The sequence below is a fragment of the Streptomyces sp. NPDC048057 genome (assembly GCF_040653095.1).
In the GTDB taxonomy this organism is placed as follows: domain Bacteria; phylum Actinomycetota; class Actinomycetes; order Streptomycetales; family Streptomycetaceae; genus Streptomyces.
This window is the reverse complement of record NZ_JBEZNF010000043.1, coordinates 33,514-51,010: the sequence shown is the minus strand read 5'-3', so window position 1 is coordinate 51,010 and position 17,497 is coordinate 33,514. Positions and strand designations below refer to the sequence as shown.

Sequence of the window (17,497 nt, the reverse complement as noted above, 5' to 3'; positions counted from 1 at the left end):
TTCAGGATCACGGGGAAGGCCGCCCTCATACCCTGCGATCACTCCAAAGAGTGACCACGCGACCAGGCCAGACGTTAAGGATCAAGCTGGGCGTACGGGGCGGAACTGCGCGAACAACCACCGACGGTCTGCGGGGACCAACGCTCCCGCAGGGTTACGGCGGGGGAGTCCAGGGGCGCGGGGAACTGCGCGATAAGCCCACCACCGGGCCGCGGAGGCCGACGCGTCCGCGGGGAAACGGCGCGTACGTCAGGCCCTAGGGCCGTGTGCGCAGGGGAACAGGGGGAGGAAACGCGCGGGCCGCTGACCAACGGGCCGCACCGGCCAAGCCCCCCGCACGGGGAAGGGGCGCCCCGTCGAACGGAGCGCCCCTTCAGGCAAACGAACGCGTCGCGCTAGTGCACGCCGCCCATCATCGCCTTCACCTTGCGGCGGTACATGAAGATCGCCACGCCGGCCAGCGCCGCCACCGCCCCCTGGCTGGCGAACCAGCCCTGGGTGTCCGTCGGTGCGCCGATCAGCTGGAGGAGGGCGATGACGGAGTCGCCCGCGGTGACCGCGAGGAACCACACGCCCATCATCTGCGCCGCGTACTTCTGCGGCGCCAGCTTCGTCGTCAGCGACAGGCCCACGGGGGAGAGGCACAGCTCGCCGACCGTCTGGATGAAGTACACGGAGACCAGCCACATCGGCGAGACCTTCGCGTCGCCCGAGGCCATGCCCTGGGCGATCATCATCACGCCGAAGGAGACGCCCACGAGCACCAGCGCGCCCGAGAACTTCGTCAGCGTGCTGGGCTCCTTGTTCCGCTTGAACAGCGCCACCCACAGGATGGCGAACAGCGGCGCGAGCGCCATCACGAACAGCGGGTTCAGGGACTGGAACCAGCTCTCGGGGAAGTCGAAGCCGAAGAGCGTCGACTCGGTGTTGTCCTTCGCGAAGAGGGAGAGGACCGAGCCGGTCTGGTCGTAGATGCCCCAGAAGACGGCCGCGGCGACGAAGAACCAGATGTAGCCGGACATCCGGGTCTGCTCCAGCGGAGACAGGTCCTTGTCGCGCTTGATGCGGAACAGGTACCACGCCGGCAGCACCAGGCCCAGGATCGTCAGCGGCCACAGCACCCAGTCGATGCTGAACGCGCCGGACAGGCCGACGACCGCGTAACCGGCCGCCGCGACGCCCAGCCAGATGAGGCCCTTCTTGACCAGCGAGGAGCGCTCGTCCGCCGGCAGCGGGTTGGGGATCTTGGAGGACTCGGGGCTCAGGTGGCGGTAGCCGAAGTAGTAGCAGAGCAGGCCGATCGCCATGCCGACGCCGGCCATGGCGAAGCCGAGGTGCCAGTTGACCTTCTGGCCCACCGCGCCGATGGACAGCGGGGCGAGGAAGGCACCCAGGTTGATGCCCATGTAGAAGATCGTGAAGCCGCCGTCGCGCCGCGGGTCGTTCTTGTCCGGGTAGAGCTGGCCGACCATCGTGGAGATGTTGGCCTTCAGCAGTCCGGAGCCGGCCGCGATGAACGCGAGGCCGATGAAGAACGAGAACTCCGCGGGCACCGCCAGCAGGAAGTGACCGGTCATGATCACGGCACCGGCGATCGCGACCGACTTGCGCGCGCCCCAGACCCGGTCGCCGAGCCAGCCGCCCGGCAGGGCGAGCAGGTACACCATGGCGTTGTAGACGGAGTAGATCGCGACCGCGGTCGCGTCCTTCATGCCGAGTCCACCGTCGGCCACGTTCGTGGCCAGGTAGAGCACGAGCAGGGCCCGCATTCCGTAGAAGCTGTACCGCTCCCACATCTCGGTCATGAAGAGATAGGCCAGGCCGCGGGGGTGGCCGAGGAAGGTCTTCTCGCCGCCGGCGGGGCCGGCAGTGGCCTTCGTCAGGCTTGACGCCATGGTCGTTCCTTGCGTTCGGGACGCACCGCTTCGTGTGCGGCTGCTGCGCCCGGTGGGGGGTGACCGGCACCGGTGGGGACGCGACCCGCCCCACGCCTGGGGGGCTCCGCTTTGACGTGGGGGCCGAAGCGGGGGGACGTGGCCTCACCGGGATCCACACCCCGACCGCTTCGTTGCGCTCGGGGCCCGGTCCACAGGTCATTCACTGTCGTCGGACCGGTGTCACCGGTCCTCACACGCAAGGAGACCCGTGGGCTGCTGATGCTGCTCCGCAGGCCAGAGGTCTCCGAATGGTGCTACAGGCGTACACGCCACCATACGACACGACACCTTGTCATTAGGAAGGATTTGAGACATGGATCACAGGAGGAAGTGGAACATGATCCCTGAATCGAAGGCGGAGCTCAGGATTGCACCTATGACCCACAGGTGCTGTGCAGGCCGCCCCTCTCCGTACCTCTTGCGGACTACCATCAGCGCATGACGCGTGTACTGCTCGCAGAGGACGACGCATCCATCTCTGAGCCCCTGGCCCGCGCCCTGCGCCGGGAGGGGTACGAGGTCGAGGTGCGCGAGGACGGTCCGGCCGCGCTGGACGCGGGGCTCGCGGGCGGCGTGGACCTGGTCGTGCTCGACCTCGGCCTGCCCGGCATGGACGGCCTGGAGGTCGCCCGTCGGCTCCGGGCCGAGGGGCACACCGTGCCCGTCCTGGTGCTGACCGCACGCGCCGACGAGGTCGACACCGTCGTCGGCCTCGACGCCGGCGCCGACGACTACGTCACCAAGCCCTTCCGCCTCGCCGAGCTGCTGGCCCGGGTCCGGGCGCTGCTGCGGCGCGGCGCCACCGAGCCGGCGACCGCGCCCGCGACGCACGGGGTGCGGATCGACGTGGAGTCCCACCGCGCGTGGATGGGGGAGGAGGAGCTCCAGCTCACGGCGAAGGAGTTCGACCTGCTCCGGGTGCTGGTGCGGGACGCCGGCCGGGTGGTCACCCGCGACCAGCTCATGCGCGAGGTGTGGGACACCACCTGGTGGTCCTCCACCAAGACCCTCGACATGCACATCTCCTGGCTGCGCAAGAAGCTCGGCGACGACGCGGCGAACCCCCGCTACATCGCCACGGTCCGCGGGGTCGGCTTCCGCTTCGAGAAGAACTGAAGCACTGGAGCTGCGCTCCCGACGCATAGGCTCAGGTGTGCATCCGTGCGAACGCGCGAACGCCAGCGCGTATCCGCGTGAGCCCGGACGCGCATCCATGCGAAGCCGGAACGGCCCGGAGGCCCCATGCGTCGGCGACTGATCAACTCGACCCTGGCGGTCGTCCTTGTCGTCATCGCCGTCTTCGGGGTCTCCCTCGTCCTCGTCGAGACCCGGACCATCGCCGAGACCGCCCAGCAGTCCGTGGACGCCGAGGCCGTCCAACTCGTCAGCTTCCTCGACGGCAAGCTGATCGGGAACCAGCCGGTGAGCGTCGAGGTGGTCGAGGAACAGATCGGGACGCAGCGGTACGCGTCGGTCGAGATCCCGGGCCAGCCCCCGTTCGAGGTGGGGGAGAAGCCCTCGGGGCGGGTGATCACCAAGACGGAGGTCGGCGAGCACGGCGAGGTCGTCACCGTCGAGGAGTCGTACTTCGAGGTGTACCGGGAGGTCGGCCGCACCCTCGCGATCACCGGCGGCGTGGCCCTGCTCGCCGTCATCGCCGCGGTCGTGCTCGCCGTCCGGCAGGCGAACCGGCTCGCCTCCCCGCTCACCGACCTCGCCGAGACCGCGGAGCGCCTGGGCTCCGGCGACCCCCGGCCGCGGCACAAGCGGTACGGGGTGCCGGAGCTGGACCGGGTCGCGGACGTGCTGGACGCCAGCGCCGAGCGGATCGCCCGGATGCTCACCGCCGAGCGACGGCTCGCCGCGGACGCCTCGCACCAGCTGCGGACCCCGCTGACCGCGCTGTCGATGCGGCTGGAGGAGATCTCCGCGACCGACGACCCGGAGACGGTGAAGGAAGAGGCGAACATCGCGCTCACGCAGGTGGAGCGGCTGACGGACGTGGTGCAGCGGCTGCTGACCAACGCCCGGGACCCCCGTACCGGCTCCGCCATCGTCTTCGACCTCGACGAGGTGGTGAAGCAGCAGATCGAGGAGTGGCGCCCGGCCTACCGCAGCGCGGGCCGCGCCGTGGTCCGCTCCGGCAAGCAGGGGATGTGCGCGGTCGGCACGCCCGGCGCGGTCGCCCAGGTGCTGGCCGCGCTGATCGAGAACTCGCTGATGCACGGCGGCGGCACGGTCGCCATCCGGACCCGGGTGGTCGGGAACCAGGCGGTGATAGAGGTGACGGACGAGGGCCCGGGAGTGCCCGCGGACCTGGGCGCCCGGATCTTCGAGCGGGCGATCAGCGGGCGCAACTCCACCGGGATCGGCCTCGCGGTCGCCCGTGACCTCGCGGAGGCGGACGGCGGGCGCCTGGAGCTGCTCCAGCTGCACCCGCCGGTCTTCGCGCTCTTCCTGAGCCGGGTGGCCCACAAGCGCAAGGACGAGCCGCCCACCGTCCGCTGAGCGGCGAGGGCCCTAGTGGCGCGGGGCCAGTTCGTGGTCCGCGGGCGGGCGGACCGGGTCCAACAGCGGCTCGGCGACCGGCCGCACGGGCTCCCGCGCCACGGACGCCGCCGCGGGGGAGGCGGGCGCGGACGACGGCGCTGACGACGAAGGAGCCGCCGGCGCCGGCGGCTCGGGCTCGGGAGCGGGGGAGCCCCCGGGATCGCTCACGTGCCGGAAGACCCAGGTGCGGAACGACCAGAACCGGAACAGCGTCGCGACGCCGATGCCGGCGAACTTGAAGAAGTTGCTCTGGAGCGGACTGTCCCAGTCGAAGCCGTACGTCGCGGTGTACAGGACGCCGTTCTCGATGACCAGGCCGATGACGCTGAAGAACAGGAAGAGCGAGAGCTCCTTCGTGCGCCCGCCCTTGTCGCGGTCACGGTACGTGAAGTACCGGAACCCCAGGTAGTTGAACCCGGTGGCCACGATCGTCGCGATGATGGACGCCCGGACCACCGGGATCTCGGTCGTTGCCCGGACGAGGTTGAAGACCCCCAGGTTGACCAGGACCCCCGCGCCCCCGACCGCCCCGTACTTCGCGACTTCGTGCATGAGCTGTTTGAGCTGTCCGCGCAACGCTGCGCCTCGTTCACTCATAGTGAGAGTTCAGTCCCGTCTCGTTGACAGCGTCATTTCAATCATGCTAACCAGCGGTCGCCCCGCACGCCCGGGGGCGCCGCCGACAACGTAGCCGGGCCGTGGACCCCGTACGTACAGAAAGAGATGACAAGGCGGCTAAGAATATCGATGCCGACTCGATCACGGTCCGTGCGCACCCCCCTGGACGCACCTCCGGCGCCCGGGGTTGCGACGGATACCCTGTGAGGGTGACGTTCCCGGTAGTCGGCATGGTCGGCGGCGGTCAGCTCGCCCGTATGACCCACGAGGCGGGCATCCCCCTCGGCATCCGTTTCAAGCTCCTCAGTGACACCCCGCAGGAATCCGCGGCCCAGGTCGTCGGTGACGTCGTCGTCGGCGACCACCGCGATCTGGCCACCCTGCGCGAGTTCGCCCGCGGCTGCGACGTGATCACCTTCGATCACGAGCACGTCCCGATCGAGCACCTGCGCGCCCTGGAGGCGGACGGCATCCCTGTCCGCCCCGGGCCCGACGCGCTCGTGCACGCCCAGGACAAGGGGGTCATGCGGGCCCGGCTGAACGAGCTGGGCGTGCCCTGCCCCCGCAACCGCATCGTCGCCGACCCGGCCGACGTCGCCGCGTTCGCCGCCGAAGGGGACGGCTTCCCCGTCGTCCTCAAGACCGTGCGCGGCGGTTACGACGGCAAGGGCGTGTGGGTGGTGCGCTCGACGCAGGAGGCCGCGGAGCCGTTCCGCGCCGGCGTCCCCGTACTCGCCGAGGAGAAGGTGGACTTCACCCGCGAGCTGGCGGCGAACGTGGTGCGCTCCCCGCACGGCCAGGCCGTCGCCTACCCCGTCGTGGAGTCCCGCCAGGTCGACGGCGTCTGCGACACGGTGATCGCGCCCGCGCCCGACCTGGACGACGCCCTCGCCGGCGAGGCGCAGCGCCTCGCCCTGCGGATCGCCGCCGAGCTGGGCGTGGTGGGCCACCTCGCGGTCGAGCTGTTCGAGACCGCCGACGGCCGCATCCTCGTCAACGAACTCGCCATGCGCCCCCACAACTCCGGCCACTGGACCCAGGACGGCGCGGTCACCTCCCAGTTCGCCAACCACGTGCGGGCCGTGCTCGACCTCCCCCTCGGCGACCCCCGCCCGCGCGCACCGTGGACCGTGATGTGCAATGTGCTGGGCGGCGACTACCCGGACATGTACGCGGCGTACCTGCACTGCATGGCCCGCGATCCGCAGCTCAAGATCCACATGTACGGCAAGGACGTGAAGCCCGGCCGGAAGGTGGGGCACGTCAACACCTACGGGGACGACCTCCCGGACGCCCTCGAACGGGCCCGCCACGCCGCCGACTACCTCAGAGGGACGATCACCGAATGAGCAGCACCACCCCGCTTGTTGGCATTGTGATGGGCTCCGACTCCGACTGGCCGGTGATGGAGGCCGCGGCCCAGGCCCTCACCGAGTTCGAGGTGCCGTACGAGGTCGACGTGGTCTCCGCGCACCGGATGCCGCACGAGATGATCGCGTACGGCGAGAACGCCGACTCCCGGGGGCTGAAGGTGATCGTCGCGGGCGCCGGCGGCGCCGCCCACCTGCCGGGCATGCTGGCCTCCGTCACCCCGCTGCCGGTCATCGGGGTGCCCGTGCCGCTGAAGTACCTCGACGGGATGGACTCGCTGCTGTCCATCGTCCAGATGCCCGCCGGCGTGCCGGTGGCCACCGTCTCCGTCGCCGGCGCCCGCAACGCCGGACTGCTCGCCGCCCGCATCCTCGGCGCCCACGACCCCGAACTGCTCGCCCGGATGCGCGACTTCCAGTCGGAGCTGAACGACCAGGCCACCGAGAAGGGCAAGCGCCTGCGGGCCAAGGTCGAGGGCTCGCCCGCGTTCGGCTTCGGCAAGTAACCCCCGGGGAAGCGAGCAGTCATGGAACACGACTCCACCACGGACGACGGACAGGGCCGGGACGACCGGCTGGCCAGGGCGCGGGAGATCCTCGCCGCCCACCCCGTCGTCGACGGCCACAACGACCTCCCCTGGGCGCTGCGCGCGAACGTGCGCTACGACCTCGACCGGCTCGACGTCGCCACCGATCTGACCGGCCGGCTGCACACCGACATCCCCCGGCTGCGGGCGGGCGGCGTCGGGGCGCAGTTCTGGTCGGTGTACGTGCCCTCCGACCTGGCCGGCGAGGGCGCGGTGACCGCCACGCTGGAGCAGATCGACGTCGTTCGCCAACTCCTGGCGCGCTACCCGGCCGACCTGGCGCCCGCGCTGACCGCGGACGACATGGAGGCGGCCCGGGCGCAGGGCCGCATCGCGTCCCTGATGGGCGCCGAGGGCGGGCACTCGATCGACAACTCGCTGGGCACCCTGCGGTCGCTGGCCGCGCTCGGCGTGCGCTACATGACCCTCACCCACAACGACAACAACGACTGGGCGGACTCGGCGACCGACGCGCCGCGGGCCGGCGGGCTGACCGCCTTCGGCCGTGAGGTCGTGCGCGAGATGAACCGCTGCGGGATGCTCGTCGACCTCTCGCACGTGGCCGCGACGACGATGCGGGACGCGCTGGACGCCTCCGCGGCGCCGGTCGTCTTCTCCCACTCGTCAGCGCGGGCGGTCTGCGACCACCCGCGCAACGTCCCGGACGACGTGCTGGGACGGCTGGCCGACAACGGCGGCGTGGCGATGGCGACGTTCGTGCCGAAGTTCGTCCTCCAGGCCGCGGTGGACTGGACGGTCGCGGCGGACGAGAACCTGCGCGCGCACGGCTTCCACCACCTGGACACCACCCCCGCGGCGATGGAGCTGCACGCGGCCTTCGAGCAGGCGCATCCGCGTCCGATCGCGACCGCGGCCACCGTGGCGGACCACCTCGACCACATGCGCGAGGTCGCCGGCGTGGACCACGTCGGCATCGGCGGCGACTACGACGGCACGGCCTTCACGCCGGCCGGCCTCGACGACGTCGCCGGCTATCCGAACCTGATCGCCGAGCTGCTGGACCGTCATTGGTCCGAGGCCGACATCGCCAAGCTGACCTGGCAGAACGCGGTCCGGGTGATGCGGGACGCGGAGGCGGTGGCGCGGGAGGAGCAGTCGCGGCGGGCGCCGTCGAACGCGACGATCGAGGAGCTGGACGGGTAGTCCGCGCGAGCTGCTTGAGGGAGGGGGTGCCGCGCGCCCCCTCCCTCTTTTTGCGCCCTCTTGCTCCTTTTTGCGTTTTCTTGGTGCGTCCTCAGTCCTTGCAGAGACAGAAGGGGTGCCCCACCGGGTCCGCGTACACCCGCCAGCTGCGGGACGGGTCCCCAGCGTCGAGCACGCGCGCCCCCAGCGCCAGCACCTGCTGCTCCGCGGCGTCCAGGTCCGCCACCGTCAGGTCGAGGTGGAACTGCTGGGAGTCGTCCGGCGCGGGCCAGTTCGGCGGTGCGAAGCCGGGCGCGCTCTGGAAGGCGAGGTCGGTGCCCGACGACAGCGTCAGATGCGTCCAGTCGTGGTCCTCCTGCTTCAGCTCGCCGCCGACGAGCTGTTGGTAGAAGCGGCCGAGGGCGTCGGGGTCGGGACAGTCCAGGACGACGGTGCTCAGCTGGGCGATGGCCATGGTTCTCCTCGTGGACGTGCTCGATACCGGCCGTGTTACCGGTAGAGCCCTGTCTTCCGGTAACCGTTACTGCATGCTGCCGCATCAGGGGTAACGTCGCAACCATGAACGAGAGGCACCCCGCGCCAGGCGGCCTCGCACTGATCGAGTCGCTGGTGAACACGGTCGACCTGGCGTCCGGCGTGGACCTCCTCGACACGGCGGACGGGCGCGCCGCCTTCGGCGTCACCGCGGCCGAGCTGCCCGCGGCGCGCGAACTGCGCGAGGCCCTGCGCGCGGCGTGCCTCGCGCACGCCGGCCACGCCCTCCCCGACGGGCCCGCCCCGTCCGCCCTCGGCCCCCTGCTCGCCCGGGCGCCGCTGCTGGTCGAGGTCGCCGACGACGGCACGGCCGCGCTGGCGCCCGCGGACGGCGCCGACCTCCACGCGCGCGTCGCCGTGGCCATCGCGGCGGCGGTGGCGGACGGCACCTGGCGCCGACTGAAGGGCTGCGAGTCCGAGGACTGCCGCTGGGCGTACTACGACCGCAGCCCCGCGGGCCGTCGGCGCTGGTGCTCGATGGCGGTCTGCGGCGCCCGCGCGAAGATGCGGGCCTACCGCGCCCGCGGCGGGGGCAGGAGCCCCGCGTGACGCCCCGTACGGAAACGCCCTTCGGCCCCTGGGAACCCGCCGGGCCCGTGGAGGTGGCCGCGCTCTTCGCCCCCGTCGCGGCTGCGCGGCGCACGCCCTGGTGGATCGCCGGCGGTCACGCGGTGGAGCACGCCGTCGGTCGCGCCTTCCGCGACCACGCCGACGTCGACGTCCTGCTGCTCCGCCGAGACCAGCACCTCGCGCAGGAGGCGCTGCCCGACTGGGAGTGGTGGGCGGCGGACCCCCCGGGCACCCTGCGGCCCTGGGCCCGCGGCGAGTTCCTGGACCCCGGCGTCCACGACGTCTGGTGCCGGCCGGGGGCGGGGAAGCCGTGGCGGATCCAGCTGATGCTGGACGAGTCGGAGGGCGACGAGTGGGTGTCGCGCCGCTGCGAGCAGGTGCGCCGCCCGATCGCCTCCCTCACCGCGCCCCTGGGCCGGGACGGCGTCCCCTACCTCACGCCCGAAGTCCAGCTCTTCTACAAGGCGAAGTCCCCCCGCCCCAAGGACGAACAGGACTTCGCGGCGGCAGCCCCCGTACTCACCGCCCCCCAACGCACCTGGCTCCGCACGGCCCTGACCGCCGCCTACGGCCCCACCCCCTGGCACCCCGCGCTCGCCTAGCGCCTTGCGCCCGCAGACCCACCACCGGGCCGCAGGCGTCGACGCACCCCGCAGGGGAACGGCGGGAACGTCCAAGGGAGCGACCCGCAGTCACGGGCGCCCAGCACAGCGCAGCCGCAGCGTTACGCGGACGGGCGGCCCATTGCGCGGTACTGCCAGCCCGCCTCGCGCCACCGCTCGCCGTCCAGCGCATTGCGGCCGTCGAGGACGACGCGCTCCGACGCCGCCTCCCCCAGCACCCGCGGGTCCAGCTCGCGGAACTCGCGCCACTCCGTCAGGTGGAGCACCACGTGCGCCCCCCGCACCGCCGCGAGCGCGGAGTCCGCGTAGCCCAGGGTGGGGAAGACCGTCCGCGCGTTCGCCATGCCCTTGGGGTCGTACACCGTGACCTGGCCGCCCTGGAGGTGGATCTGGCCCGCCACGTTCAGCGCGGGCGAGTCCCGTACGTCGTCCGAGTCCGGCTTGAACGTCGCGCCCAGCACCGCGACCCGCTTCCCGAGGAAGGACCCGCCGACGGCTTCCCGGGCCAGCTCCACCATGTGTCCGCGGCGCCGCATGTTGATGGAGTCGACCTCGCGCAGGAAGGTGAGCGCCTGGTCCGCGCCCAGCTCGCCGGCGCGGGCCATGAACGCCCGGATGTCCTTCGGCAGGCAGCCGCCGCCGAAGCCGATCCCCGCGCGCAGGAACTTCTTCCCGATGCGGTCGTCGTGCCCGATCGCCTCCGCGAGCTTCACCACGTCGCCGCCGGCCGCCTCGCACACCTCGGCCATCGCGTTGATGAAGGAGATCTTCGTGGCCAGGAAGGAGTTCGCGGAGGTCTTCACCAGCTCCGCGGTGGGGAAGTCCGTCACCACGAACGGCGACCCCTCGCCCACCGGCGTCGCGTACACCTCGCGCAACAGCTTCTCGGCCCGCTCGCTCGCCACGCCGACCACGATCCGGTCCGGGTGGAGCGTGTCCTGGACGGCGAAGCCCTCGCGCAGGAACTCGGGGTTCCAGGCCAGCTCGACGTCGCCGGGCGCCAGCTCGCGCAGCACCCGCGCCAGCCGCTCCGCGCTGCCGACCGGCACGGTCGACTTGCCGACGACCAGCGCCGACTCCGTCAGGTGCGGCGCCAGCGAGGCGAACGCGGCGTCCACGTAGCTCATGTCGCAGGCGTACTCGCCGTGCTTCTGCGGGGTGTTCACGCAGACGAAGTGGACGTCGCCGAAGGCTCCGACCTCCTCCCAGGAGGTGGTGAAGCGCAGCCGGCCGCTGGAGCCCTCGACCCCGGCGACGTGCCGGGCGAGCAGCTCCTCAAGCCCGGGCTCGTACATCGGCACCCGTCCGGCCGACAGCATCTCGATCTTCTCGGGCACGACGTCGAGCCCCAGCACCTCGAAGCCCAGCTCGGCCATGGCCGCGGCGTGCGTGGCGCCGAGGTAGCCGGTGCCGATCACGGTGATCTTGAGGGCCATCGGTACTCCTAAGACGTACTGCTGAGAACTGCTGCTGTGACGTACTGCCGGGATGCGCTGCGAGGGCAGCGGGGGCGCTGCGGGCCCGACGGTCGGAACGCGCCCGAGCATAGTCCGCGCCCCGGCCGTCGACCGAGCGCTCCCCGGGCGCGGTCTTGCGGCTGTCGCGCAGGTCACGTATGCCGGAGCGGGACAGCACGTCTAAAATTAGTTACTTAACGGTAATTAGCAGCTTGGGGAGTGAGTGACCGTGGCCGGATCGGCTGACTTCGACCTGTACCGCCCGTCCGAGGAGCACGACATGCTCCGTGAGACCGTCCGCTCCCTGGCCGAGGCGAAGATCGCTCCCTTCGCCGCCGAGGTCGACGAACAGGCCCGCTTCCCCCAGGAGGCGCTGGACGCCCTGGTCGCCAACGACCTGCACGCCGTCCACGTGCCCGAGACCTACGGCGGCGCGGGCGCCGACGCCCTCGCCACCGTGATCGTGATCGAGGAGGTCTCCCGGGTCTGCGTCTCCTCCTCCCTCATCCCGGCCGTGAACAAGCTCGGCTCGCTGCCGGTCATGCTCTCCGGCTCGGAGGAGCTGAAGGCCCGCTACCTGGCGCCGCTCGCCAAGGGCGACGCGATGTTCTCGTACTGTCTGTCCGAGCCGGACGCCGGCTCCGACGCGGCGGGCATGAAGACCCGCGCGGTGCGCGACGGCGACCACTGGGTGCTCAACGGCGTCAAGCGCTGGATCACCAACGCCGGCGTCTCCGAGTACTACACCGTGATGGCCGTCACCGACCCCGAGAAGCGCTCCAAGGGCATCTCCGCCTTCGTCGTCGAGAAGTCCGACGAGGGCGTCTCCTTCGGCGCCCCCGAGAAGAAGCTCGGCATCAAGGGCTCGCCGACCCGCGAGGTCTACCTGGACAACGTCCGCATCCCCGCGGACCGCATGATCGGCGCGGAGGGCACCGGCTTCGCCACCGCGATGAAGACCCTCGACCACACCCGCATCACCATCGCCGCCCAGGCCCTCGGCGTCGCGCAGGGCGCCCTCGACTACGCCAAGGGGTACGTTCAGGAGCGCAAGCAGTTCGGCAAGCCGATCGGCGACTTCCAGGGCGTCCAGTTCATGCTCGCCGACATGGCGATGAAGCTGGAGGCCGCACGTCAGCTGACGTACTCCGCCGCCGCCAAGTCCGAGCGGCTCGACTCCGACCTCACCTTCTTCGGTGCGGCGGCCAAGTGCTTCGCCTCCGACGTGGCCATGGAGGTCACCACGGACGCCGTGCAGCTCCTCGGCGGCTACGGCTACACCCGTGACTACCCGCTGGAGCGCATGATGCGCGACGCGAAGATCACCCAGATCTACGAGGGCACCAACCAGGTCCAGCGCATCGTCATGGCGCGCAACCTCCCGTAGTCACCCCCGAAGCGCACTGTGGAGCGGGCCCCGGCCGACCGGCCGGGGCCCGCTCGCGTGGTGACGGTTCCTCAGCGGCACCAGCTTCGAGAAACCCAAGTACTGGGACAACTGGGCGGGCGTCAACGTCCTCAAGCAGGTCGGCGACCTCGACGACGACGGTTACCTCGACGTGCTCCACCGCATGGACAACGGCTACATCTTCACGGACGCCCACCACCCCGACAACGACAATTGGATCAGCGGCGGTTGGGGTGGCTTCAAGAACCTTGAACGTCCCCGGTGACGTCACCGGCGACGGCAAGGACGACCTGGCCGCCAACGACACCGCCGGCAACTTCTACATGTGGCGCGGCGGCCGCAACGGCACCTTCGGCGCCCGCAACCTCATCGGCTCCGGCTGGGGCAAGTACACCACCATCGGCCGCGGTGACTGCAGCGGCGACAAGAAGCCCGACCTGCTCGCCCGCGGCGGCGTCGGCAACCTGTGGATGACCCCGGGGGCCGTCCCGCGTCCGGACCCCGGGCACGGATACTGGACGGGCCCCCGACGACGAAACGACCTGGACGCTGGCGTGACACTCACCAACCCGGCCACCCCGGACACGGCGGACCGCCCCCGCCAGGCCCACCCGGCCGACCGGCTGCGCGCCGCCGCCCCCGCCCTCCTCGCGTACGCCGCGATCCGCGCCCTCGGCCTGCTCGTCCTCGCCGGCTGGGCGCACCTGGCGGACCGCAGCGCCCGCCAGCTGCTGTCCCAGCGCTGGGACTCCCTCTGGTACGTGCGCGTCGTCGAGCACGGCTACGACTTCACCCTCACCGCCCCCGACGGCCGCGTCCTGTCGAACATGGCCTTCTTCCCGCTGCTGCCGTGGCTGGAGGAGGGCGTCTCGACGCTCACCCCGCTCGGCCCCGCTGACGCCGGCCTCGCCGTCAGCGCCGTCGCCTCCCTCGCCGCCGCCTGGGGCATCTTCCAGGTCGTCGAGCTGGTGTACGGGCGGCGCGCCGGGCTGTTCGCGGTCGCGCTGTACGCGGCGCTGCCCGTCGGCGTCGTCCAGTCCATGGCGTACAGCGAGTCCCTGTTCGTCGCCCTCGCCGCCTGGGCGCTGTACGCGACCCTGCGCGGCCACTGGATCGCCGCCGGGCTGCTCGCCTCCCTCGCCGGGCTGACCCGGCCCGTCGGGCTCGCGGTCGCCGCCGCGGTGTGGGTCGGTGCGCTGCTCGCCCTGCGCGCAGACAAGACACGTCCCCGGTGGCGGCCGGTGCTCGGGGCGCTGCTCGCTCCGCTCGGGGCGGCCGGCTACGTCCTGTGGGTGGGCGTCCGCACCGGCAGCCCCTTCTTCGGCTACCTCGACGTGCAGGGCGCCTGGGGCAACGGCTTCGACGGCGGTCTCGCCTTCGTCCGCTTCATCGGCGACCTGATCGCCAGCACACCGGCCGCGGGCCTCGCGCTCGCCGCGGGCGTCCTGGTGGTGCCCTGGCTGTACTGGCGGGGCGTGCGCCAGGGCCAGCCGGCGCCCCTCCTCACGTACTGCGGCATCGTCGTCGCGCTCGCCCTGTGCTCGTCGGGCTACTTCGGCTCCAAGCCGCGGCTGCTGATGCCGGCGTTCCCGCTGCTCCTGCCGGTCGCGCTGGCGCTGGCCCGCGCGAAGGCGCGGCTGGCGTGGACGGTGATCGCCGTGGCCGCGGCGGGTGCGGCGGTGTACGGGGCGTTCTGGCTGCACGGCTCGGGCCCGCCGTGACCCCGCAGGAGCGGCTCAGCGGCCCAGGGCGACGTCCATCAGGACGCGCGCGGCCTCCTTCGCCTGCCCCGCCGCCGCGGGCGAACCGCTGACGCCGGCGCCGGCCATCGCGCCGTCCGCGAGCAGCGCGAGCTGACCGGCGAGGGCCGGGGGAGCGCCCAGCTCGTCGACCAGGTCGGCGAAGTACCCGCGCACCGCCTGCTTGTGCTCCCGTACGACGGCGGTGACGCCCGCCGACACCCCGCCCAGCTCACCGTGGGCGTTCAGGAAGACGCACCCGCGGAAGCCGGGCTCGGCGAACCATTCGGCGAAGTGGTCGAAGACATCGAGCACGCGGTCGTACGGGGCCCGGGCACCGGCCCGCTCGGCGTGCGCGGCGACCTCCGCGAGGAACGCCTCGTCCCGGCGCCGCAACACCGCCTCGACCAGCGCCTCCTTCGAGGGGAAGAGCTGGTACAGCCGCTTGAGGGAGACGCCGGAAGCGGTCCGGATCGCGTCCATGCCCACGGCCTGGACACCGCGCTCGTTGAAGAGCGCCCGAGCCGCTTCCAGGGCCCGCAGCCGTGCCGTCTGAGCGTCCACGCCCGCACACCACCCCACAAAGGAGAACCGTCGTTCCCCCACCCTAACGGGGCGCGGGAACGACGGCTGGAGTCAGCGCCCGTCGACGTCCCTACTCGGTGACGGTGACCTTCTGGTCCTTCTGGATCTGCTCCACGAGGTCCTTCACCTTCGCCCGGTCCCAGACCAGGTTGCCCCCGCGGGTGCCGGAGATCGGCATGTTCATCGAGGTGCCGTCACCGCCCGTGACGCCCTTCATCGCGAAGAACATCTGCCCCAGGTCCCACAGCGACATGTCCTTGTCCACGATCACCGTGTCCAGGCCGGCGCCCATCGTCGGGTACAGCTTGAAGGGGTTCAGGATCGTGCCCGGCGTCGCGGTCTGGCTGGCCAGCGCCGCGAGGAACTTCTGCTGGTTCTTGGTGCGATCCAGGTCCGAGTTCTTCAAGGCGTACCGGGTCCGTACGAACGCCAGCGCCTGCTCGCCGTCGAGCGTCTGCTTGCCCGCCTCGAAGTCCGCGCCGGACTTCTTGTCCTTGAACGCCTCAGGGATGTCCATCTCGACGCCGCCGATCGCGTCCACGATGCTCGCGAAGCCGGCGAAGCCGATCTCGGCGTAGTGGTCGATCCGCAGGCCGGTGTTGTGCTCGACGGTGCGCACCAGCAGCTCGGGGCCGTCCTCCGAGTACGCGGCGTTCAGCTTGGTCCGACGGCCCTGGGCGGGGAAGAGCTTGCCGGAATCGGAGCCCTTGTACGACGGTATCTCCACGTCCGAGTCGCGCGGCAGGGACACCATCACCGGGCCGCTGGAGCAGTCGGCGAGGATCATCATCGAGTCCGTGCGCTTGCCGTCCGCGGAGCCCGTGCGCAGCCGCTTCTTCTCCTCGGCCGACATGCCCTCGCGGCTGTCGGAGCCGACGATCAGGTACGTGGTGCAGTCGCCCTCCTTCGGCCGCTCGATGACCTTCGAGAGGTCGACCTCGCGTCGGACCTTGGAGTCCGCCCAGAAGTACGTGCCGATGGTGACGGCGACGAAGGTGACGACCAGCACCAGCGCACCGATCTTTATCCGACGGCGCCAGTTCGGCGGCTGCCGGTACGGCGGGGGGCCCGGGGGCGGCCCGGGCGGCGCCGGCGGGTTGCCGTAGCCGTCGTGCCCCTGGCCCTGGCCGTAGCCCTGCTGGTTGGACGGCGTCCCGTAGACCTGGCCCGTGTTGTACCCGCTGTCGTACGGGGTGGGCGAGCCGTGGTCGTCGTACCCCTGCGACTGCTGGTGCGGGACCGGAGGCCGCTGCACATGGCGCATCACGCGTGCGCCTTCGGGTTCGGAACCCTGGCTGCCGCGTCCGTATCCATCGGGCCATTCGTTCATGCGACAAGTGTGCCGGCTCACAATCGCCCCGGGACAGGGCGGATGGGGATTCGGGGCGACCCCGTAGCGAACCTGATGCATTTGCGCTCCGCTCCGGGCTGGGAACGGGCGCGGGCGCCCGTGCGGGGTGCCGTTTACATGGCGTCTGCGCCCTGTTTATGCGTATGCGCGGGTCCGTCTGCGGGATGCCGTTCCGCGGCGTCTGCGGCCCGAATGTGCTTGTTCGCGCAGTTCCCCGCGCCCCTAAAACCCTCGTCCCGCAGGTAGGCGACGGGGGCAGTGAAACAGGGGCGCTGGGGGTCCCCCCATGCCCTCTGGGCATAGGGGGCGGAACTGCGCGAACAGCGATAGACGGGCCGCAGACGCGCGACGGCAGGTCAGGGGGTTTCTGAGGCGCAGGCCCGCATGGGCAAACGCGGGGAAGGTCACCAAGAGTGGGGGGCCCACGCCCGCTTAGGGTGGAGGACATGACAGACCAGGTCCAGCCATCGGAAACGTCGGCGATCCCGACGAAGCCGACCTCCGCCTCCCGCACCACCCTCAGCCACATCATGACCGGCAGCGACACCAACCTGCTCGGCACGGTGCACGGCGGTGTGATCATGAAGTTGGTGGACGACGCCGCGGGCGCGGTCGCCGGGCGTCACTCCGGCGGGCCCGCCGTCACCGCCTCCATGGACGAGATGGTCTTCCTGGAGCCGGTCCGCGTGGGCGATCTGGTCCATGTGAAGGCCCAGGTCAACTGGACCGGCCGGTCCTCGATGGAGGTCGGCGTGCGCGTCCTGGCCGAGCGGTGGAACGAGTCCACCCCGGCCCAGCAGGTCGGCTCCGCCTACCTCGTCTTCGCCGCGGTGGACGCGGACGGCCGCCCCCGGCCCGTACCGCAGGTCGCCCCGGAGAGCGAGCGCGACAAGCGGCGCTACCAGGAGGCGCAGATCCGCCGTACGCACCGGCTCGCCCGCCGCCAGGCGATCCGGGAGCTACGGGAGCGCCGCGCGGCCGAGGGCATCGACGACTGAAGCCCC

16 protein-coding genes are annotated in these 17,497 nt (G+C 71.4%); 10 read left to right on the top strand and 6 right to left on the bottom strand.

Annotation, left to right across the window (positions count from 1 at the left end; all coding sequences use genetic code 11):
* Window positions 1-395 precede the first annotated feature (395 nt).
* Window positions 396-1,895: an oligopeptide:H+ symporter gene (locus AB0E05_RS33690; RefSeq protein ID WP_361970886.1), complete on the bottom strand. Its 1,500-nt coding sequence runs from the start codon at window positions 1,893-1,895 to the stop codon at window positions 396-398.
* Window positions 1,896-2,375: 480 nt separating this feature from the next.
* Between AB0E05_RS33690 and AB0E05_RS33685 the strand changes: the two genes are divergently transcribed.
* A complete protein-coding gene (locus AB0E05_RS33685) occupies window positions 2,376-3,053 on the top strand; it encodes a response regulator transcription factor (protein ID WP_361970884.1) in 678 nt (225 codons plus the stop codon).
* A gap of 126 nt (window positions 3,054-3,179) precedes the next feature.
* Complete coding sequence (locus tag AB0E05_RS33680) at window positions 3,180-4,445, top strand: ATP-binding protein (protein WP_361970883.1); 1,266 nt, start codon at window positions 3,180-3,182, stop codon at window positions 4,443-4,445.
* Window positions 4,446-4,457: 12 nt separating this feature from the next.
* On the opposite strand, the gene AB0E05_RS33675 is transcribed toward AB0E05_RS33680, so the two are convergent.
* Window positions 4,458-5,084 carry a GtrA family protein gene (locus AB0E05_RS33675; RefSeq protein ID WP_361970881.1) on the bottom strand — a complete coding sequence of 209 codons (627 nt, stop codon included), beginning with the start codon at window positions 5,082-5,084 and terminating at the stop codon, window positions 4,458-4,460.
* Window positions 5,085-5,314: 230 nt separating this feature from the next.
* Between AB0E05_RS33675 and AB0E05_RS33670 the strand changes: the two genes are divergently transcribed.
* Genes AB0E05_RS33670 through AB0E05_RS33660 form a run of 3 tightly spaced genes read left to right on the top strand, consistent with a single transcriptional unit; the run spans window position 5,315 to window position 8,226 of the window.
* Window positions 5,315-6,454 (top strand): 5-(carboxyamino)imidazole ribonucleotide synthase, encoded by a 1,140-nt coding sequence (locus AB0E05_RS33670; protein WP_361970879.1) that lies wholly within the window; start codon window positions 5,315-5,317, stop codon window positions 6,452-6,454.
* On the top strand, window positions 6,451-6,981 hold the full coding sequence (gene purE / locus AB0E05_RS33665; RefSeq protein ID WP_361531682.1) for a 5-(carboxyamino)imidazole ribonucleotide mutase: 531 nt from the start codon (window positions 6,451-6,453) through the stop codon (window positions 6,979-6,981). Before AB0E05_RS33670 ends, purE begins: the two co-directional genes overlap by 4 nt.
* A gap of 21 nt (window positions 6,982-7,002) precedes the next feature.
* Window positions 7,003-8,226 carry a dipeptidase gene (locus AB0E05_RS33660; RefSeq protein WP_361970876.1) on the top strand — a complete coding sequence of 408 codons (1,224 nt, stop codon included), beginning with the start codon at window positions 7,003-7,005 and terminating at the stop codon, window positions 8,224-8,226.
* A gap of 91 nt (window positions 8,227-8,317) precedes the next feature.
* On the opposite strand, the gene AB0E05_RS33655 is transcribed toward AB0E05_RS33660, so the two are convergent.
* On the bottom strand, window positions 8,318-8,680 hold the full coding sequence (locus AB0E05_RS33655; protein WP_361970874.1) for a VOC family protein: 363 nt from the start codon (window positions 8,678-8,680) through the stop codon (window positions 8,318-8,320).
* Window positions 8,681-8,784: 104 nt separating this feature from the next.
* Between AB0E05_RS33655 and AB0E05_RS33650 the strand changes: the two genes are divergently transcribed.
* On the top strand, window positions 8,785-9,309 hold the full coding sequence (locus AB0E05_RS33650) for a CGNR zinc finger domain-containing protein (protein WP_361970872.1): 525 nt from the start codon (window positions 8,785-8,787) through the stop codon (window positions 9,307-9,309).
* Window positions 9,306-9,932, top strand: a complete 627-nt coding sequence (locus AB0E05_RS33645) for an amino acid transporter (RefSeq protein WP_361970870.1) — start codon at window positions 9,306-9,308, stop codon at window positions 9,930-9,932. Before AB0E05_RS33650 ends, AB0E05_RS33645 begins: the two co-directional genes overlap by 4 nt.
* Window positions 9,933-10,054: 122 nt before the next feature.
* Here AB0E05_RS33645 and AB0E05_RS33640 read toward each other — a convergent pair whose 3' ends face one another.
* On the bottom strand, window positions 10,055-11,389 hold the full coding sequence (locus tag AB0E05_RS33640; protein WP_361970868.1) for a UDP-glucose/GDP-mannose dehydrogenase family protein: 1,335 nt from the start codon (window positions 11,387-11,389) through the stop codon (window positions 10,055-10,057).
* A 250-nt stretch (window positions 11,390-11,639) separates the two neighbouring features.
* Between AB0E05_RS33640 and AB0E05_RS33635 the strand changes: the two genes are divergently transcribed.
* Together AB0E05_RS33635 and AB0E05_RS33630 are read left to right on the top strand one after the other, a co-directional pair.
* Window positions 11,640-12,797 carry an acyl-CoA dehydrogenase gene (locus AB0E05_RS33635; protein ID WP_361970867.1) on the top strand — a complete coding sequence of 386 codons (1,158 nt, stop codon included), beginning with the start codon at window positions 11,640-11,642 and terminating at the stop codon, window positions 12,795-12,797.
* A 644-nt stretch (window positions 12,798-13,441) separates the two neighbouring features.
* A complete protein-coding gene (locus AB0E05_RS33630; RefSeq protein ID WP_361970890.1) occupies window positions 13,442-14,539 on the top strand; it encodes a glycosyltransferase family 39 protein in 1,098 nt (365 codons plus the stop codon).
* 15 nt (window positions 14,540-14,554) lie between these two features.
* On the opposite strand, the gene AB0E05_RS33625 is transcribed toward AB0E05_RS33630, so the two are convergent.
* Together AB0E05_RS33625 and AB0E05_RS33620 are read right to left on the bottom strand one after the other, a co-directional pair.
* Entirely contained in the window at window positions 14,555-15,121 is a 567-nt protein-coding gene (locus tag AB0E05_RS33625; protein WP_361970865.1) for a helix-turn-helix domain-containing protein, read from the bottom strand.
* A 91-nt stretch (window positions 15,122-15,212) separates the two neighbouring features.
* Window positions 15,213-16,472 (bottom strand): LCP family protein, encoded by a 1,260-nt coding sequence (locus AB0E05_RS33620; RefSeq protein WP_361970864.1) that lies wholly within the window; start codon window positions 16,470-16,472, stop codon window positions 15,213-15,215.
* A 467-nt stretch (window positions 16,473-16,939) separates the two neighbouring features.
* On the opposite strand from AB0E05_RS33620, the gene AB0E05_RS33615 reads away from it, so the two are divergent.
* A complete protein-coding gene (locus AB0E05_RS33615; RefSeq protein ID WP_361970862.1) occupies window positions 16,940-17,491 on the top strand; it encodes an acyl-CoA thioesterase in 552 nt (183 codons plus the stop codon).
* Window positions 17,492-17,497 lie beyond the last annotated feature (6 nt).

Excerpts from the sequence above, each read along its gene's own strand:
- AB0E05_RS33640 (WP_361970868.1), bottom strand. The coding sequence starts at position 11,389 with ATGGCCCTCAAGATCACCGTGATCGGCACCGGCTACCTCGGCGCCACG.
- AB0E05_RS33655 (WP_361970874.1), bottom strand. The coding sequence starts at position 8,680 with ATGGCCATCGCCCAGCTGAGCACCGTCGTCCTGGACTGTCCCGACCCC.
- AB0E05_RS33620 (WP_361970864.1), bottom strand. The coding sequence starts at position 16,472 with ATGAACGAATGGCCCGATGGATACGGACGCGGCAGCCAGGGTTCCGAA.
- AB0E05_RS33690 (WP_361970886.1), bottom strand. The coding sequence starts at position 1,895 with ATGGCGTCAAGCCTGACGAAGGCCACTGCCGGCCCCGCCGGCGGCGAG.
- AB0E05_RS33660 (WP_361970876.1), top strand. The coding sequence starts at position 7,003 with ATGGAACACGACTCCACCACGGACGACGGACAGGGCCGGGACGACCGG.
- AB0E05_RS33685 (WP_361970884.1), top strand. The coding sequence starts at position 2,376 with ATGACGCGTGTACTGCTCGCAGAGGACGACGCATCCATCTCTGAGCCC.
- purE (WP_361531682.1), top strand. The coding sequence starts at position 6,451 with ATGAGCAGCACCACCCCGCTTGTTGGCATTGTGATGGGCTCCGACTCC.
- AB0E05_RS33615 (WP_361970862.1), top strand. The coding sequence starts at position 16,940 with ATGACAGACCAGGTCCAGCCATCGGAAACGTCGGCGATCCCGACGAAG.
- AB0E05_RS33680 (WP_361970883.1), top strand. The coding sequence starts at position 3,180 with ATGCGTCGGCGACTGATCAACTCGACCCTGGCGGTCGTCCTTGTCGTC.
- AB0E05_RS33675 (WP_361970881.1), bottom strand. The coding sequence starts at position 5,084 with ATGAGTGAACGAGGCGCAGCGTTGCGCGGACAGCTCAAACAGCTCATG.
- AB0E05_RS33650 (WP_361970872.1), top strand. The coding sequence starts at position 8,785 with ATGAACGAGAGGCACCCCGCGCCAGGCGGCCTCGCACTGATCGAGTCG.